Below are 18,173 nucleotides of genomic sequence, written 5' to 3'. Positions count from 1 at the left end.
TCGACAACAAAAACTTTCCTAGTAACGACCGAAATGATGTTGAGTCTCAACCGGATATGAACGATTACCAACACTTTACCGTCGAAGATTTCCTGCTGGACGCCTGGTTTCTGGCCTGGGTCAAACACGGCCAGCCCGAAGCCCGGCAGTTCTGGGAACAGTGGCAGCGGGAACATCCCCACCAACGTGACACGCTGCTGCTGGCGAAAGACATGGCCGAAGCGCTCAAAAACCGTCCGCATAGTCTGTCGGCGGAGCAGGAACGGCGGGAGGTCGATCAGATCGTTAAGCTCACGCGCCACGTACCGGTTCGGTCGCCCTGGACGGTTTTCAGGACTTCGCTGACCCAGCATCGCTGGCTGGCTGCAGCCGCTTTGATCGTGCTGCTGGGCGTGGGCTGGGGCCTGATTCGGTTCAACGATGATTCCGCGCCCCTGTCAACGTTAACGCCCCTTTCCGACCTGGAGAAACCGGCGAATGATCAGTGGGTCAACCAGGTTAACGGCACCTCACAACCGGTGAGCCTGACCCTGCCCGATGGCAGCCAAATGACGCTGATGGCCCAGAGCCAGGCGTCGTATCCGCGCACGTTTGAAACCGATAAACGGGAAATTTTCCTGAAAGGCGATGCGGTATTTTCGGTCGTGCACGAAGGCAAACGCCCTTTTCTGGTGTACAGCGGGACGCTGGTGACGCGGGTGCTTGGCACGCGGTTTCGGGTGCAGGCCCGACCCGGCGATACGCAGCTCAAGGTGTCGGTGATTTCCGGAAAAGTGTCGGTGATGGACCGGAAAGACTGGAACGCGGCCCGAAAACCGGCTCATCAAACCCTAACGGGCGTGGTGCTGACCGCCAACCAACAGGTGACCTACAACACCAACCAGCGTAGTTACCAGAAAGAACTGGTCGACAAACCCGCCGTGATTGCGTCGGCCCTTCCGGAAACCTTCACGTTTGAGGATACGCCCGCGACGGCGGTGTTTGAGCGGCTGAAAAAAGCCTACGGCGTCGAAATCATTTACGAACCATCGGCGCTGCGGCATTGCACCCTGACGGCGTCGCTGGCGGGCGTCAGCTTGTACGATCAGCTTCAGTTGTTGTGTGCCTCCATTGGGGCCACCTACGAGGTGGTCGATACGCGCATCATCATCAGCAGCAAGGGCTGCTCCTAAGTTCTTACTAAAAAAAGCCCGCTATGGTGCGAACATAGCGGGAGAATTGGACCGATCGGACGGCACTAACGGGCCACCGCCGACCGGTGTAGCTACTCCTTTGCCCGGAATAACTAAACCACCCCCAATGTATGGACAAGTTTACAAAACCCGAAACAATTCGGATGCTTATGCGAATTTCGTTCTTCCACGTGTTGCTTACCGTCCTGTTTATCAACGGTGTTCTGGCGGCCAACGCGCAGGAACTCCTGGAGCAGCGGGTGAGTATGCGACTGGATAATAACACCGTCCGGCAGGCGTTGCTGACGCTGGAAAAAACCGCCCACGTCAAGTTTGTCTACAGCCGACAGATTGTGCAGGTCGATCGGAAAATCTCGCTGGCGGTGACCGACGAACGGTTGTCGGACGTGCTGGACCGGCTGCTGAAACCGCTGCAACTCCGGTATGTCGTCACGGGCAGCCAGATTGCCATTGTCCCCAAACCAACGGTGGAGGAGACGGGCGACGAGCAGGCGGCTGTTTCCGTTGAAAGCCTGGACCGGGCCATCAGCGGCTCGGTTAAAAGCGAAACCGGAGAAGGATTGCCGGGCGTCAGTGTGGTGGTGAAAAGTACAACGCGCGGCACAACGACGGATGCCGACGGAAATTTTAAACTCAGTGTTCCGGAGCGGAATGCCGACGGATCGGAAACCGTGTTGGTTTTTTCGTTTGTCGGCTACCTGAATCAGGAAATTGCGATCGGCAACCGTACAGTGATCGACGTACGACTGCTGCCCGACACCAAAGCGCTGGGTGAGGTCGTCGTGGTGGGCTACGGAACCCGCACCAAAAGCTCCGTGACCGGGGCCATTTCGTCGGTGAAGGCCGAAGAGCTGAAAGTAACGCCGGTGGCCAACCTGGCCCAGGGCATTCAGGGACGGATTCCCGGACTGGATATGCGCCAGAACTCGGGCACGCCGGGCGGCAACATCAGCGTGCGCATCCGGGGTACCAACTCGATCAACGGGACGTCGGAACCGCTGTACGTCATCGACGGTATTCAGATTTCGGCCACCTCGGCGGTCAACGCGGCCAACCCGCTTTCGCAGATCAATCCCTCCGACATCGAATCGGTGGAGGTGCTGAAAGACGCGGCTGCCACGGCTATTTACGGTGCTCGGGCGGCCAACGGCGTGGTGCTGATCACGACCAAGCGGGGCAAAGATGGCGTGACCAATGTTTCCTACGATGGCTACATCGGTCAGCAGGAAGCGACGCGAAAACTGGGGATTCTGAATGCCACGCAGTTTGCCCAGTTGGAAAACGACACGTACAGCCCCACCGTCGTGTACCCCAATCCGGCTGCGGTGGGCGCTGGCACCAATTATGTCGATTTGATTTTCCGGCAGGCGATGATTCAAAACCACCAGCTATCGGTCACCAGCGGCAATAACAAAACCCAGATTGCGATGGGGGCCAACTATTTCAGCCAGGATGGAATCATCAAAAACACCGATTACAAACGGTATGCGTTCCGGGCCAACATCGACCACCGGATCAGCGAGCGGTTTAAAGTGGGCACCAGCCTGTATTACACCGTTACGGGCGAAAACCGCGTGAATGCGGGTGGTACGGGCGTCAACGTCACGAGTGCCCGCGAAGGCATTCTGGGTCGGGCGGTGGCGGCTCCGCCGACCTTGCTGCCGTACCGCTCCAACGGCAGTGTGTTTTCGTTTGCCGACCAGTTTAACGGGCGATACCGGGAAACCGTCAATCCGATGGGCGAACTGGCGAAGAAAAACTACACCAACGGGAGCCGGTTTCTGGGCAATCTGTACCTGGAAGTTAACCTGCTCAAGGGCCTGACGTACCGCGCCAGTTTCAACGCCGATTTGTCGTCCAGTTTGCAGGAACAGTATTCACCCCGGTCCATTGTCGATTCGATTTCGCTGAATAACCCCAATGCCGTGAACGGCGTCGCGGGCAACAACAGCAGTTACGCCCGAACCTTGCTGCACGAAAGTATCCTGACCTACAAGAGCCAGTTCGGTCAGCACCACACCCTCGATGCGACCGTGGTGTATGCCACGCAGTCGGATATGCTCCAGACCAACAACCAGACCGCTTCGGGCTTTGGCAATGATTTTACGGAAAACTGGTCAACGGCCAACGCAACGGTGTACGCCCTGTCGAGCTTTCGGAACAAAAGCGACCTGAGTTCCTGGTTAGGCCGGGTGGGCTACGGCTACAAAGATCGGTATTTCCTGGACCTGACCGCCCGCGTGGACGGTTCCAGTAAATTTGGGGCCAACAACAAGTACGGTTTTTTTCCGGCCATATCGGGTGCCTGGCGGGTGGTGGAAGAGCAATTTATGCAATCCGTGCGCTTCATCAGCGACCTGAAGCTGCGGGCCAGCTACGGCATCACCGGAAATGCGGGGGCCATCGGGCCGTACCAGTCGCTGGCGACGGTGAGCGGGCAGGGCTACAACTACAATTTCAACAACACGGTTTTGACCGGTATCAATCCGAGCGGGATTGCGAACCCGGATTTGAAGTGGGAACAGGCGACGCAACTTGACATCGGCCTGGATGTGTCGCTGTTGAACAACCGGCTGAACGTGGTAGCCGATTATTACCACAAACGCACGGATAACCTGCTCTTCACCAAAGCATTGCCCATGTCATCGGGCTACACCACGATTACGGGTAATTACGGTTCTATTCAAAACAAAGGGCTGGAGTTGGGTGTCAGCGGCAAAATCCTGACGGGGGCAGTCAAGTGGGAAGCGTCGGGCAACATTACTTTCAATAAAAACAAAGTGCTCGCGCTGGATGGGATTCAGAACGAAATTGCCTTGTCCAGTTATTCCATTCTGAAAGTCGGTTATCCGCTCGGGATTTACCGCACCTACATGCTCGATGGGATCAACCAGACCGGCGAAACGTTTCTGCCGGGTTACGACGCCCGGACGGGCGGTTTTAAAATCAAGGATGTCAACGGCGACGGCAAAATCAGCACCGACGACCAGGTGATTGTGGGCAATGCGCAACCCAAGTACTTTTTCGGTTTCTCCAGTTCGGTGCGCTACAAGAATTTTGAGCTGAGCGGTTTTGTGCAGGGCGTCCGGGGCAGCCGGTTGTTCAACGGCTTCCGGTTTACGTTCGAGACGCCTTCCGGGCAGGTGAACCTGCTGGAAGGAACGGCCAATCGCTGGTCGGCCACCAACCCCAACAACGAGTACGTCAAACCCGCTCAGGGCACGAACCTGCCCGTCGGCGATCGGTGGGTGGAAGACAATTCCTATATCCGGGTCAAGAACCTGACGCTGGCCTATAACCTGCCCCGGTTCAAATTTATCAAGGGCGTTCGGGCGTATATCGCGGGGAATAACCTGTTTACCATCACCAACTACCAGGGCTGGGACCCTGAATCCAACAATTACGGCAGTGCCAACGCGCTGTTTTACGACAACGGCACGTACCCGGCGGCCAAATCCTACGTGGTCGGCCTTCAGTGTACCTTCTGATTTCTAAACTCCTGCCTTTTATGAAACGCTATTTTTCAACATCAATAGGAGTCGCGCTGACGACGGTTTTAGGGTTGAGCGCCTGCCAGAATTTGGAGGAAACGGTGTATTCCTCCGTCATCACGACGAATTTTTACCAAAGCGCGCAGGATGCCGAAGCCGCCCTAACCGCAGCCTACGGCTCCATCAATGACTTGTTCGATCAGGCGCCGATTGTCTTTGCCGGCGACTTTGCCGGGGATCAGTTGTGGGTCAAACCGGTGGTGGGCCGGAACGTTTTTGCGGTTTACAGTTACGATACCGACTATTCCGGCCCGAAAAGCTTTGGCCGAACCGCCGAAAGTCCGTACGGCTTGTGGCAGTTTTGCTACAAAGGCATCGAAAACGCCAACTGGGTCATTGAGCGGGTACCACCGATTCCGATGGAAGCCAACCGCCGGAACGCGATTGTGGGCGAAGCCTTGTTTCTGCGGGCTTTCTACCACTTTACGCTGACGAAAAACTTCGGCGACGTCGTCATCCGGACGACACCGAGCAAAAGCGAGTCGGATGCGCTGGTGGCCAAAAGCGCCAAAACCGAGGTGTACAAACAGATTTTTAAGGACCTGGACGAAGCCATTCCCAAGTTGCCGTCGTACGCGGCTTCGACGGTGAAAGGGCGGGCTTCCAAGGAAGTCGCGATCGGGTTGTACGCCAAAGCGGCTTTGTACGCCGAAGACTGGGCCACCGCCAAAACGAAAGCCATTGACGTGATCAATTCGGGCAAATACGCGCTGATGCCGGAGGTACTCGATGTGTTTAACGTCGATAAGGAAGACCAGGCCCGGCAGGAGAACATGTTCGCTTTCGAGGGCGATAATGCCACGCGCGCACGCGGCACCACCCTGATGGGGTTCTGCGGACCCGCGAACAGCGCCAGCCGGGATTACGGCAACATGACGTTTGGCTCCATTTTTGCCTTCCAGGCGTTCTTCGATTCCTTCCATCCGGCGGATAAAAGAAGGCAGTTGCTGGATACCACCTTCGTCAGCGTCGCGGGGAAAGTGGTGCCGCAAAAGGACATTACACCGTATACCGTGAAAGGCGTGTTGATTAAAAAATACATGGATAAAAACTCGGTGGGTGCCAAGGGGCGCAACAACGTTCCCATCCTGCGGCTGGCGGATCTGTACCTGATTGCGTCGGAAGCGGAAGCCCGGCTGAACGGCCCTACGGCGACGGCTTACCAATACATCAACGCGATCCGGAACCGGGCGGGCCTGGCTAATCTCAAAACCGGGTTGAGCAAGGACGATTTCATCAGTGCGGTTTTGCAGGAACGGAGCTGGGAGTTTTTCGCCGAGGGCGACCGCTGGTACGACCTGACCCGGACCAACACGTTTCTGACGGTGATCCCGAAAGCCATTAACGAAGTCTATCCGGTGCGCACTCCCCAGCCCAAACACCGGTATTACCCCATTCCGCTGGACGAAATCCGGGCCAATCCGAAACTCGAACAAAACCCGGACTGGAAATGACACGATTCCGTTCCAGAAGCCGAAAGAGTCTGATCGTCTTCGCCCTGCTCGGTTTCTGTGCCTTTCAGCCACCGGTCTTGAAAGCTCCCGAATCAGCCGCGCATTCGGGAGCCAGCGATAGCCTGAATATGGAAAACGCGCACCGGGAAATCTGGCGACGGTTTATCGATGCGCATTCGATTTTGCTTGATTTTGCCGATACCAACGGGCGGTTTGACCGACCAACGGCGGCTGAGTTTCGGGACAATAAACCCAATGCCTTAGGCTGGTGGACGCCCACGGAAAACGGGGCCATGTTCAATGGCTTGTACCTCGACGGGATTTGCCAGCGCTGGCTGCACCGGCACCAGGAAGCCGATCGCATCAAGGCCCGCCGATTGGCGCAGGGCCTCCTTTTTCTGGCGTCGGTTGGCGACACCCCCGGTTTTATTGGGCGGGGTGTGGCTTCGGATGGCAAAACGCCCCCGGCGATGGGATCGAATGACCAGACCTCGCCCTGGTTTTACGGGTTGTGGCGCTACCTGTACACCGGTTTGCCCGAACCGGACGAACGTCGGCAGATCATCGCCAAAATGGTGGAGGTGGCGAATGCGCTGGTGGCCAACGACTGGCGCATCCCGACAATGTCTTATGCGCCCGCCCGTTTCCGGAATACCTTCGCGACCTTCAACTGGGAAGGTGCTCCCCGGATGCTGTTCATTTTGAAAGCGATGCACCAACTAACCGGTGAGAGCCGTTGGGATGTGTTGTACCGGAAAGCCGCTTCCGAAACCGGCGGAGAACCCCGGCGGAGCCGCCTTCAAATCTGCGCCGACGGCATGCTGTTCGATATTCCCAAGCAGTTTCGGTGGACGGGCATTTCCAGTACGGTCGATGTGCGGGCGCTGTGGGAAATGGAAACCGACCCTGTCCTGCGCCGGGCGTATGAGCAGGGGTTGAACGCCAGTGCCCAGAGCGCCGTCGTCGATATTGCGCGCTGGCATCTCTTTGACAACCAGGACCGAAAACCGTTTCTCCACGACTGGCGTAGCCTGCTGACCAAGTGGCAACCGCAGCACAGCGAACAAGACGCCCTCGCCGTTTCGCAGACGCAATTGAATGAATTGGTCCGGTTGTCGCCCCGGCGCAATTACGAACTGGGGTTGGTGCGGGAACCGCTGTGGATGGCCTGGATTGTGACGTTGGCCCCCGACCCCAGCCTGGCCGATCAATACCGGTCGGAAATGCTGAGTGCCATTGGTCATTTTCGCTACGAACGCTTGTATTATTCCCAATTTTTTCCGGCGGAAGCCGTCTGGTTTCGCCTGCAAAAAAACGTGACGAATGCCCGATGAAACACTCCCTATTTTCCCTGATTCTGCTGACCAGCGCCGTATTCCTGGTTTCGGCCAACGCCCAGCCGCTTACGAGTGATCCGACCGATCAGGTGCTCGAATCGCAGATCGAGCAGGCCCGGCTGGAAATCAATCGCCGGTTTATGAATCCGCAGTACGGTATTTTATACGATTACGCGGGTCGGGATGGCACTACGTTTCTGCCTACGCCCGACGAATGCCAGACCGATAAACCGAACGGCCTGGCCTGGTGGGCACCGATTGAGAACGGCGCTTTTTTCAACGGAATTTACCTGGACGGCCTGATCAACTGCTGGAAAATCAGCCAGAAACCGGCCGATGCGCAGGAGGCCCGGAAGGTGGCCGGGGGATTGGTGCGGCTGGCCACGGTGGGCCGGGTGCCGGGATTCATTGCGCGGGGCGTTGCTGCGGACGGCCAGAGTCACCATGTCGCGGGTTCCGATGATCAGACTGGCCCCTGGTTCTACGGCCTCTGGCGGTACATCAACAGCGGGATTCCGGACAAGGCGGAAAAAGACAAACTGATTGCGTTGATGGAACGCGTCGGTACGGCGCTGGAAGCCCGCAACTGGCAACTTCCCTGCGACCGGGAGGGCTACGGTTTTCGGGGAAACCTGACCGACAAAGGCTGCCGGATTTCGGTGCGACTGCTGTTTATTTACCGGGCTTTGTACGATGTGACTCGCGATAAAAAGTGGCTCGACGGCTATCACCACCGACTGAAGGAAATTCCGGAAGGCGATTCCGTAAACCGGTTGGAATTGTGCAACCAAGGAATTCCGTACGAGACTGAAAATCCCGAAAAAGGCAATAAAACGGAAAATGAGTTCTGGATTACCGGGATTTCGCAGGCCAACCTGAAGGCGCTGGTCGAACTGGAAACGGACCCGGTATTGCGCGAAAAATTTCGGAACGGGCTGAACCAAAGTGCGGAAAAAGCCGCCCTACATCTATCACGGTATCAACACTTCGACAATGCGCACGCGCTGGTATTCAACGAAAACTGGCGACTGCTGAATGCTTTCTGGAAACCCCAGCCCGACATTGCCACGGCGCTGGAAGTAGCACTTCAGGAAGTACGGGAATGGGATAAGTTATCGCCAGCCAGGCGTTATGAGGACAAGTGGATGCGCGAACCGCTGTTTGCCTGCTGGGTGGTGCTGTTGTCTGGTAACCAGGCATTGATTGAAAAGCACAAACCGGTATTGAAGAATGCCCTGCTGCATTATGACTGGAAGCGGCTTTACACCTCCCGGTTTTTTGTGGTCATTCCGGCGTATTACGAAGCGAAACGGAATCATTTTTTTTGAAAACCGGCGCGCTGTTTCTCCGAATACTAGGGATGCGGTCACCCGTTGCCGGTCGAAAAACGCAGCGGAAACCGTAAGCAGTGCCCGTAGGGTGGATAAGGAATTTGTGTTTTTTTACTACATTTACACGCTTTATTCCAACCCTTATCACCTTGCGGGTAGTTTATGAACCCAACTCGTTACTCCAACCGTTTCCGGTTGTCCAGTCGGCTTACGGGCCTTTCTACGGCAGGACTTCTCATCGGCGGTATTTTGGTCGGTGCCTGGCAAAACGACAACCTCAACCAGGCTTCTGGTACCTATCTTGAACGGCTTTTTGCCGGCCTTTCCGACGACGACAAGCGCGACCCGAAGTACGCCGTCGGTAGTCTGAACGTGGCACCGGGCCTGGAAGCGAAGCTTTTTGCCGCCGAACCGATGCTGACCAACCCCACCAACATCGACGTCGATGCGCGGGGCCGCGTCTGGGTGTGCGAAGCGTATAACTACCGGGCCGGTATCAACGGCAATCCCACCCGCCCCGAAGGCGACCGCATCCTGATTCTGGAAGACACCAACGGCGACGGTCAGGCCGATGTGACGAAGACCTTTTATCAAGGGCCGGAACTGGTTTCGCCCCTCGGCATCTGGGTGCAGGGCAACAAGGTCATCGTGTCGGATAGTCCGAACGTGTTTGTATTTACGGACGAAAACGGCGACGACAAAGCCGACAAAAAAGAACTGCTGTTTACCGGTTTAAGCGGAGCGGACCACGACCACGGCATGCACTCGTTCGTGTTCGGACCCGACGGCAAGTGGTATTTTAATTTCGGGAATGAGGGCAAGCAAATCCGCGACAAAGACGGCAAACCGCTGTTCGACCGCAGCACCGGCAAGGAAATCGATCTGAAAAACTTCCGGCAGGGCATGGTGTTCCGCTGCAACCCCGACGGGAGTGAGATGGAGGTGCTGGGCCATAATTTCCGGAATAACTACGAAGTGGCGCTGGATTCGTACGGCGCGATGTGGCAGTCGGACAACGACGACGACGGCAACAAGGGCGTCCGGATCAATTACGTGATGGAGTACGGTAACTACGGTTATACCGACGAAATGACCGGCGCGGGCTGGCGGGCCAACCGAACCAACCTGGAAAGCTCGATTCCGCTGCAACACTGGCACCTCAACGACCCCGGCGTCGTTCCCAATCTGCTCCAAACCGGCGCGGGTTCACCCACCGGCATTATCGTTTATGAGGGGAAACTGCTGCCGCAAGTGTTTCAGGGCCAGGTGATTCACTGCGACGCGGGGCCAAACGTGGTCCGGGCGTATCCGGTGACCAACGACGGCGCGGGCTACAAAGCCACGATTGTTCCGGTGTTGGAAGGCGTGCGCGATCAGTGGTTCCGGCCTTCCGACGTCTGCGTCGCGCCCGATGGCTCCCTGATCATTTCCGACTGGTACGATCCCGGCGTGGGCGGTCACCAGGCCGGCGACCAGAACCGGGGCCGGGTTTATCGCGTGGCTCCCCCCAATACGCCGTACAAAATACCGGCGGTTAATCTGGCTACCACCGCCGGGGCCGTCGAAGCGCTGCAAAGCCCGAACATGGCGATCCGGTATGCTGCCTGGAACAAACTGTACGAATTGGGTGCGAAAGCCGAAAAAGACCTGGCAAAGTTGTACAAATCGTCGCCCGATCCACGGATGAAAGCCCGCGCCCTCTGGCTATTGAGTAAATTGGGTGCCAAAGGCAAGAAATACATTGAAACCGCCCTGAAAGAAAGCGATCCGAACCTCCGGATTGCCGGGCTGCGGGCAGCCCGGCAATTGAAAGGCGATGTGATTCCGTACGTAAAGCTGCTGGTGAACGACCCCGATCCGCAGGTGCGCCGGGAGTGCGCCATTGCGTTGCACCGGAACACCTCACCGGAAGCACCGGATCTGTGGGCGCAACTGGCGGCCCGTCACGATGGCAACGACCGCTGGTTCCTCGAAGCTCTTGGTATTGGCGCTGACGGCCAATGGGATACGTATTACACGGCCTGGCTGAAACGTTCCGGCGCGAATCCGCTGAGCACGGCGGGGGGCAAAGACATTGTCTGGCGGGCGCGAACCAAAGAAGCCGTTCCGTTGCTGGCGAGTTTGGCGGGTGATCCGCAAACCGATCTGACGGAGCGTCTGCGGTATTTCCGGGCGTTCGATTTCAATCCGGGCGCGACCGAAAAATCCAATGCGTTGCTGACTATTTTGAAAAACAACCCGAGTGACGTTCAAATTACGAAACTGGCCCTGCGACACCTGGATCAGAACTTCGTAAAGAACTCGCCGGAAGCGATGGCCGCGTTGACGAAGCTGCTGGACGAAACCTACGGCAAACCGGATTACATGGAAATGGTGAGCCGGTACGAACCCGCTGCCGAAAATCCGCGCCTGCTGGCCCTGAGCCAGAAACAGTTTAACGACCCAATTGGCCGCGATGCCACCCGTCAATTGCTCAAACAGGGGGGCGGAAAACTTGTGTGGGAGGTCATTAACGGAACGAATCCGGAAGCCGCCGTGAACATGGCGTCGGCCCTGCGCTGGGTGGGCAGCAAAGAATCCCTCGATATACTGAAAACCGTTGCGCTGGACGAAAACCGCCCGAAGGCCCTGCGCCGGGAAGCGACCCGGGCGATTGGGGGCAGCAACGACGGCGAGGAGCTGATTCTGTCGATGCTGCGTTCCGGGCAAATCAAGGATGAATACAAAGCGGCTGCTGTACAGGGAGTTAGCACAACCTGGCGGAAAAAAGTACGTATGGAAGCGGCCAGTTACCTGGATGGCGGGAAAGGAACCACCGGGAAAAAGATGCCCGGTATTCCGGATTTGCTGGCGATGACCGGCGATGCCAGCCGGGGACTGAACGTCTTTAAAACCAACTGCTCGATTTGCCACCAGATCAACGGCGCGGGCATGGATTTTGGCCCTAAATTGTCGGAAATTGGCAGCAAACTCCCGAAAGAAGGGCAGTATCTGGCCATTCTGTACCCGGATGCGGGCATTAGTTTCGGGTACGAAGGTTTTGAAGTGAAGTTCAAGGACGGCAGCACGGTATCGGGCATTGTTTCCAGCAAAACCGAAACGGACCTGCAAATGAAGTTTCCGGGGGGCGTCGTGACCGACTACAAGATGAGCGATGTGGTTTCCATGAAGCAACTCGATGCGTCGATGATGCCGTCGGGGTTGCAGGAAAACATGTCTACCCAGGAACTGGTGGATTTAGTCGACTATTTAGCGAGTTTAAAACGAAAATAGAAACCTTCCTTTATTATGATTCAACGACGCGATTTTGTCAAATCAACCTTAGGGCTTGCCGGTGCTGCCCTGGCTGGCAATGCTTTGGCCGGTAACGAGCCGTCACAACCCAAGGCCGTAGCGAAAAACCAGTTCAAATTGCTGTATGCGCCCCACTTTGGGATGTTCTCGAACAGCGCCGGGAAGGACGTCGTCGATCAGCTCAAGTTCATGGCCGATAACGGTTTTATGGCGCTGGAAGACAACGGCATGATGGGCCGGCCGGTGGAAGAGCAGGAAAGAATCGCGAAGGAAATGACCCGCCTGGGCATGAAAATGGGCGTTTTTGTGGTCGATAAAGGGGGGAACGGCGCGAATACCCTGGCGGCTGGCAAACAGGAGTTCATCGATATTTTTCTGAATGGCTGCAAAAAAGCCGTGGAGGTCGCCAAGCGCGTCAATGCCAAGTGGATGACGGTGGTGCCCGGTGATTTTCAACGGAATCTGCCCATCGGGATTCAGACCGGCCACGTGATCGACGCCCTGCGCCGGGGTTCCGACATTCTGGCTCCGCACAACCTGACGATGGTGCTGGAACCGCTCAGCGATACGCCCAACCTGTTTTTACGTACCTCCGACCAGACCTACGAGATTTGCCGCGCCGTCAACAGCCCGGCCTGCAAAATTCTGTTCGACGTGTATCACATGCAGAAAAATGAAGGCCACATCATTCCGCATATCGACTGGTGCTGGAGCGAAATCGGCTATTTTCAGATTGGCGACAACCCCGGCCGGAAAGAACCGACAACGGGCGAAATCAACTACAAAAACGTGTTCAAACACTGTTACGAAAAAGCCAAAGCCGAAAACAAGGAGTTTATTTGGGGGATGGAGCACGGCAATTCGTTGCCCGGCAAAGAAGGAGAGCAGGCCCTGATCAAAGCCTACGTCGAATCCGACAGCTTTACGGTGTAGTACCCACGGACTTCAGTCCGTGACAAGGGCTAGTTACTCAAATAGCTGGCACTAAAACACGGGCTTTAGTCCGTGGGTACGAAGAAGCCCGGCCACCTGGCCGGGCTTCTTCGTCTTCCTGCGTTCAGGCGGTTTTTTACAACGCGACGACGGAGTTATCGTCCGACGAAACACCACTGCCGACAAACTTATCAGCGTCCGGATCGTTCAGCCATTTTTCGCCATCGATGAGGTAACGGAACTGAGTTTCCTGGCCGACGGGCAGTTCCACCGTCGTTTTATACGATCCGTCTTTTTGTTTCTTCAGAGCAGTAGCCGATGCGTCCCAGCCATTGAAATCACCCACCAGGGCAACTTCTTTTGCGCCGTTAACCGTGTCAGCAGGCAGCGTAAACGTTACTTTGCAAATACTAGGCTTGCTTTTTACGTATTGTTTTGCAAGTGCCATATCGAGTAGAGTGTTTGGTTTACGGTTGTAAATTTATATGAAAAGAATAGTAATGCAATGGTTATCAAAGTATTAAAACCTTGCTTTCTTGTAAATGTTCTATTCTTCGATATTATTATGTAATAAACCGACAAAAAAGAACGAAATTTTTTGTAAAACCGGCAAGTTCATAAAATGTTTATCCGTACACCCGGCCTGCACTGATTGGATGGACACAATTTGTCCGGTAACCGTTGCAAAACGCCGGTTTTCTTATCGTACGGTGTATCGTACGCCCAGGAAACCGCGAATGCCCTGATTCGGCGCAAAGACGTAGTTTGGGTCGAACGTCAGCCGGTACGGGTTGTCGGGCGTGGCCACCACCTGCCCGTTGGCATCGAAGACCACACGCTTGTCGAACGGATCGAAGGCCCGGGCAATGCTGTTGGCGGGGGGCGTGAAATTTAGCAGGTTTTTAATGCCGCCGTAAATCTCAAATCCATTGTCAAACCGCTTCGTCAACTGGATGTTCTGGATGCTCCAGGTCGGTGAATATTCGGGTCGGGGGTCATCGGAACTCAGCAATGGAAGCCGCATCGGTCCGTACAGATTGCCCGTGTAGTCGGCCGAAAAGCCTCTCCCGAAGTCATACGAAGCCGTCCAGGTGCCGGTGACGCGCTCGGTCAGCAGTTGCCGGGTCCGGACCGGATCGCCGTCGGCGTCGTCTTCCACCTGATAGACATCCATCACGGTAGCGCCAACATTGAGCTTCAGCGGAAAGGCAAAATTGGCGTCCAGATTTACACTGATACCCTTGGAAACGGAATGCCCTTTCAGGTTATCAAAAATGATTTTGTTGGGGTCGGTATCGTAATCGGCCAGAATGCGGTTCGTAAAATAGGTGTAAAACGCCGACGCGTCAATGTTCAGAAAGCCGCTTCCGAAGATGACCTGACGGGTGTAATTGAGGTTGACGTTCCAGCTTCGTTCGGGTTTCAGTTCTTCTGCCACCACCACCTGCCGGGCACCGGTCAGGGCCGCGTGGTCCTCCGTAAACAGGTTCACCACCCGGTAGCCGGTTCCGGCATTCAGCCGGATGACGTTGTCTTTGTTGGGCGACCATTTATACGAAAACCGGGGGGTCAGGATGTTGCCATGCCGCGAATTGTAGTCGTAACGCAGTCCGAGCAGCAGCTTGTGCTGCTCGTTGAAGGTAAACTCCGGCTGGGCGAAAATACCGGGCAGCAGCGTACGGTCGGGCTGGTTGACGGGCCGCAGCGAGTCGGCCGAGCGGGTTGCGGGCGTGTTGTCGTCGTAAAAGGTGTAGCGAAACGGTGTTCCGACCAGCAGACTAAAGCGGCTGTTAAACTCTTTCGTCCAGAGCAGTTGCGCAAAGAAAATCCGCTGGGTTGCCATGAAGGAAGTCGTGCCATAATAGGAATTCTGGTTATGGCTGTTGAACGACGATTGCAACGTGATATTTTCAGTCGTGGGCAACTGGTAGGCACCGATCAGCTCCAGTCGTTTCGTATAGATGCTCTCGGCGTACAGGCTGTCGGTGCCACGCAGGGCCGGGGTCCAGTTGGTTTGTCCGCCCCAGCGGTCTTCGTAAAAATACCGAGCGGCAATACTCGCCAGACGGTTTTCCTTGCGTTCAAACTGCCATTTATTGAACACCGAGATCCGGTGTTGCAGCGTCACATCCGTAAACCCGTCCTTGTTGTTGTCGATGGGATTTTGGTAATTATAATAGTTCAACCCCACGAGGGAGTTGGCCTTACCTGCCCGAAACTTGACGCCGAGATCGGCATTGTATTCCTGCCAGGTCGTACCGAAAACATCCGCCGTGACCACCGGGGCCTTCAGCGGGTTTTTGGTAATAATGTTGATTAAACCGGCCACCGCTTCCGAGCCGTAGAGCGTCGACGCCGGGCCTTTTACCACCTCGACGCGCTCGACCAGCGAATTCGGAATCCCGGACAAACCGTAAACCGTCGAAAGCGAACTGACAATCGGCATCCCGTCGAGCAGCACCATCGTGTAAGGACCTTCCAACCCGTTGATGTGAATGTCGCCGGTATTGCAGACGTTGCAGTTGAGCTGCGGTCGCACGCCGTTGATATTCTGAAGAGCATCGTAAATATTGGGCGTCGGGTTTTTCTGAAAAAATTTCGGTGTATAAATTTCCACTGGTACCGGGCTTTCCAGCTTGGAAACCTCTTTCATCGTGCCCGTGATGACGACCTCCCCGAGCGTATTGGCCGATTCGCGCAGATCGACGGTCTGGCGCAGCGTCTGGCCAGCCGTTACCGTAACGGTTTTTTGATGGGTTTCATAGCCGACCATCGACACCACCAGTTGGTAACGGCCCGCCGGAACGCCCGTCAGCCGGAACACGCCCGCCGTGTCGGTCAGGGTGCCGAAGCGGGTGCCTTTTAACGCTACGGTCGCGAGTTCGAGCGGTTTTTGCTTCGAAAGGACTTTTCCTTCCAACGTAGCGGGGGATTGCGCTTTCGCCGAAAGGAGTGTACACAGAATCAACAGAACGGATAGGTATATCGTTTTTTGCATGGTTGTCGGTATCAAGAAAGGAGGAATTGTACACAATTGTCGAGTGCTGTAAGTCACTGAACTACAAGCCAGGAGTGGCCGGATGCACGAAACAACGGGGTACGAAAAGGCGCGTCATGGAATGACGGAGCAAAAACTAAGACGCGACAACCGGCGGCCCCCGGTGGGAGAAACAGCGGAAGGCGTGTGTGCGGAGGAAGGGCGTTACGGACTGGAAAAACCGGGTGTCGGGAACGCTTCGCAACGCCAGCGCAAAGACGAAGGGTACAATGTCGTCGTAAAGGACGTTACTGAAACTTTCAAGCCAGAATAGTTCCGCGTTAGTGTGCGTATTGGGCTGATACGGGCTGTCGCCGACGGGCTTGAACGGGTGGGCGTGAACGATGATCCGCCCACTGGCCAGGCGGTGCGCGTGCCGGAAAACGACCGAGTTGACCATCATCAGGCTGAACAGAATCAGCAGAACGCGGGCAATTTTTCGTCGATAAACCGGCAACCAGTGCATGGCGTTGGATAACAAGTTGAAACAGACGGTCGTAACCGTGCGAACAAATATAAATAATAAATTTAGACAAGTCTAAAAAACTTACCGCTTGGACTTTTAAACCGGTATTTTCAATCTTTTCCAGCGAAAGCTATAGCTCAATAACCTGTCTGGTTATATTTGAACAGACAGAGTAATTAAATTTTAATTGAAGAATGATAACAAGTAAATGTAAAATGATAAATGTAAAAGTGGCTCTGTCTACCAAATTCGATGTGCCATTACCCTTTACGGTACACTGATAACACAGGATGCAGACCCCTTTTACATTTTTTATTTTACATTTAGCATTTTACATTCAAGATTCCACCCTTTTCCAAATCGTATGCGAAACATTGCCATGCTGGGTTCCGGTTTTATTGGCCGGTTCTATGCCGAATCTATCCACGGTCAACGGGGGCGCGACCGCGTGGTCGCCATTTACGCCCGTCGCGAAGAAAGTGCTAAAAAGTTTGCCGCCGACTACGGTTGTTCCATCTGGGGCACCAACATGGAAGAGGTGATTGCTAATCCGGAAGTCGATATGGTGTGCATTGCCCTGCCCAACAACCTGCACGAAGCGGCCGTCTTGCTGTGTGCCAAACACAAAAAAGCCGTCGTGACCACCAAACCCCTGGGGCGCAACGGCGAAGAGGCCCTGCGGATGCTGCGGGCCGTCGAAGAAGCCGGAATTTTTGCCGGATACCTGGAAGATCTTTGCTACACACCCAAGTTTCTGAAGGCGTTGGAAAGCGTCAAAAATGGCGCGCTGGGCCGTATTTTATGGGCCAAATCCCGCGAAGCCCATCCGGGGCCGCATAGCGACTGGTTCTGGGACAAAGAGCAGGCCGGGGGCGGTTGCATGCTCGACCTGGGTTGCCACTGTGTTGAAATCGCCCGGAATTTTATTGGCAAAGATGTCCGGCCCATAGAAGTCATGTGCTGGGCGGCCACGCAGGTCAAACCCATTGATGCCGAAGACCACGCCATTGCGCTGGTCAAGTACGAAAACGGAGCCATCGGGCAGTTTGAGGTGAGCTGGACGTTCCGGGGGGGCATGGATTTGCGGGATGAGGTGATGGGCACCGAAGGAACCATCTGGATCAACAACTTCCTGCGCACCGGTTTTGAGATGTTCACCACGGGAAAGGGGGCCGACTACGTGGCCGAAAAAGCCGAAAGCAATACCGGATGGCTGTTTCCGGTAGGTGACGAGGTGAACGACCTGGGCTACAACCACATGTTTACGGATATGTTTAATGCGGCTGACGAAGGACGCCAGCCCGCCGAGACGTTCTACGACGGTTACGTGGTCAACGCGATTCTGGACGCGGCTTACCGCTCGGCCGAAACCAAGCAGTGGGAACCGGTGCAGTTGCCCGTCTGGCGGGGTCGGGAAGGACTCATGCAGGAATCGACGCTGGTGGAGTACGACGAAAATCATTACCTGATCAAGGAAGAAGTAACGCACGATGGGCGGCATAAGGTGATCCTGAAGGATAAACAAACCGGCCGGATTCTGGAACGTGATCTGATCTAATCACTTTTTGACTCAACCG

General features: G+C 55.5%; 11 protein-coding genes. 8 read left to right on the top strand and 3 right to left on the bottom strand.

The features are described 5' to 3' along the window. The first annotated feature begins 56 nt into the window (after window positions 1–56). The 7 genes from ACO2Q8_RS23120 to ACO2Q8_RS23090 all read left to right on the top strand — a co-directional run bounded on the left by ACO2Q8_RS23120 (window position 57) and on the right by ACO2Q8_RS23090 (window position 13,093). A complete protein-coding gene (locus ACO2Q8_RS23120) occupies window positions 57–1,172 on the top strand; it encodes a FecR family protein (protein WP_423347241.1) in 1,116 nt (371 codons plus the stop codon). A 131-nt stretch (window positions 1,173–1,303) separates the two neighbouring features. Beyond that, window positions 1,304–4,681, top strand: coding sequence for a TonB-dependent receptor (locus ACO2Q8_RS23115; RefSeq protein ID WP_423347240.1), 3,378 nt, complete (start codon window positions 1,304–1,306; stop codon window positions 4,679–4,681). Between the two features lie 20 nt (window positions 4,682–4,701). Then, window positions 4,702–6,198: a RagB/SusD family nutrient uptake outer membrane protein gene (locus tag ACO2Q8_RS23110; protein ID WP_423347239.1), complete on the top strand. Its 1,497-nt coding sequence runs from the start codon at window positions 4,702–4,704 to the stop codon at window positions 6,196–6,198. Then, the gene (locus tag ACO2Q8_RS23105) at window positions 6,195–7,532 is read left to right on the top strand and encodes a hypothetical protein (protein ID WP_423347238.1); all 1,338 of its coding nucleotides are present in this window, start codon (window positions 6,195–6,197) and stop codon (window positions 7,530–7,532) included. The genes ACO2Q8_RS23110 and ACO2Q8_RS23105 overlap by 4 nt, the downstream gene beginning before the upstream one ends. Beyond that, the gene (locus ACO2Q8_RS23100; protein ID WP_423347237.1) at window positions 7,529–8,863 is read left to right on the top strand and encodes a hypothetical protein; all 1,335 of its coding nucleotides are present in this window, start codon (window positions 7,529–7,531) and stop codon (window positions 8,861–8,863) included. The genes ACO2Q8_RS23105 and ACO2Q8_RS23100 overlap by 4 nt, the downstream gene beginning before the upstream one ends. Window positions 8,864–9,028: 165 nt before the next feature. Continuing rightward, window positions 9,029–12,139: a PVC-type heme-binding CxxCH protein gene (locus ACO2Q8_RS23095; protein ID WP_423347236.1), complete on the top strand. Its 3,111-nt coding sequence runs from the start codon at window positions 9,029–9,031 to the stop codon at window positions 12,137–12,139. A gap of 18 nt (window positions 12,140–12,157) precedes the next feature. Then, a complete protein-coding gene (locus ACO2Q8_RS23090) occupies window positions 12,158–13,093 on the top strand; it encodes a hydroxypyruvate isomerase family protein (protein ID WP_423347318.1) in 936 nt (311 codons plus the stop codon). 136 nt (window positions 13,094–13,229) lie between these two features. Here ACO2Q8_RS23090 and ACO2Q8_RS23085 read toward each other — a convergent pair whose 3' ends face one another. From ACO2Q8_RS23085 to ACO2Q8_RS23075, 3 genes are all read right to left on the bottom strand, one after another. Further along, window positions 13,230–13,541, bottom strand: a complete 312-nt coding sequence (locus ACO2Q8_RS23085) for an isoamylase early set domain-containing protein (protein WP_423347235.1) — start codon at window positions 13,539–13,541, stop codon at window positions 13,230–13,232. Window positions 13,542–13,793: 252 nt separating this feature from the next. Then, a complete protein-coding gene (locus ACO2Q8_RS23080) occupies window positions 13,794–16,091 on the bottom strand; it encodes a TonB-dependent receptor (RefSeq protein WP_423347234.1) in 2,298 nt (765 codons plus the stop codon). Window positions 16,092–16,227: 136 nt separating this feature from the next. Continuing rightward, window positions 16,228–16,596, bottom strand: coding sequence for a hypothetical protein (locus ACO2Q8_RS23075; protein WP_423347233.1), 369 nt, complete (start codon window positions 16,594–16,596; stop codon window positions 16,228–16,230). Between the two features lie 364 nt (window positions 16,597–16,960). Between ACO2Q8_RS23075 and ACO2Q8_RS23070 the strand changes: the two genes are divergently transcribed. Further along, window positions 16,961–18,154: a Gfo/Idh/MocA family protein gene (locus ACO2Q8_RS23070; protein WP_423347232.1), complete on the top strand. Its 1,194-nt coding sequence runs from the start codon at window positions 16,961–16,963 to the stop codon at window positions 18,152–18,154. The last annotated feature ends 19 nt before the right edge of the window (window positions 18,155–18,173 follow it).

It is taken from the genome of Larkinella sp. VNQ87 (assembly GCF_049445795.1).
Classification (GTDB): Bacteria; Bacteroidota; Bacteroidia; order Cytophagales; family Spirosomataceae; genus Larkinella.
This window is presented reverse-complemented; position numbering and strand designations above follow the sequence as displayed.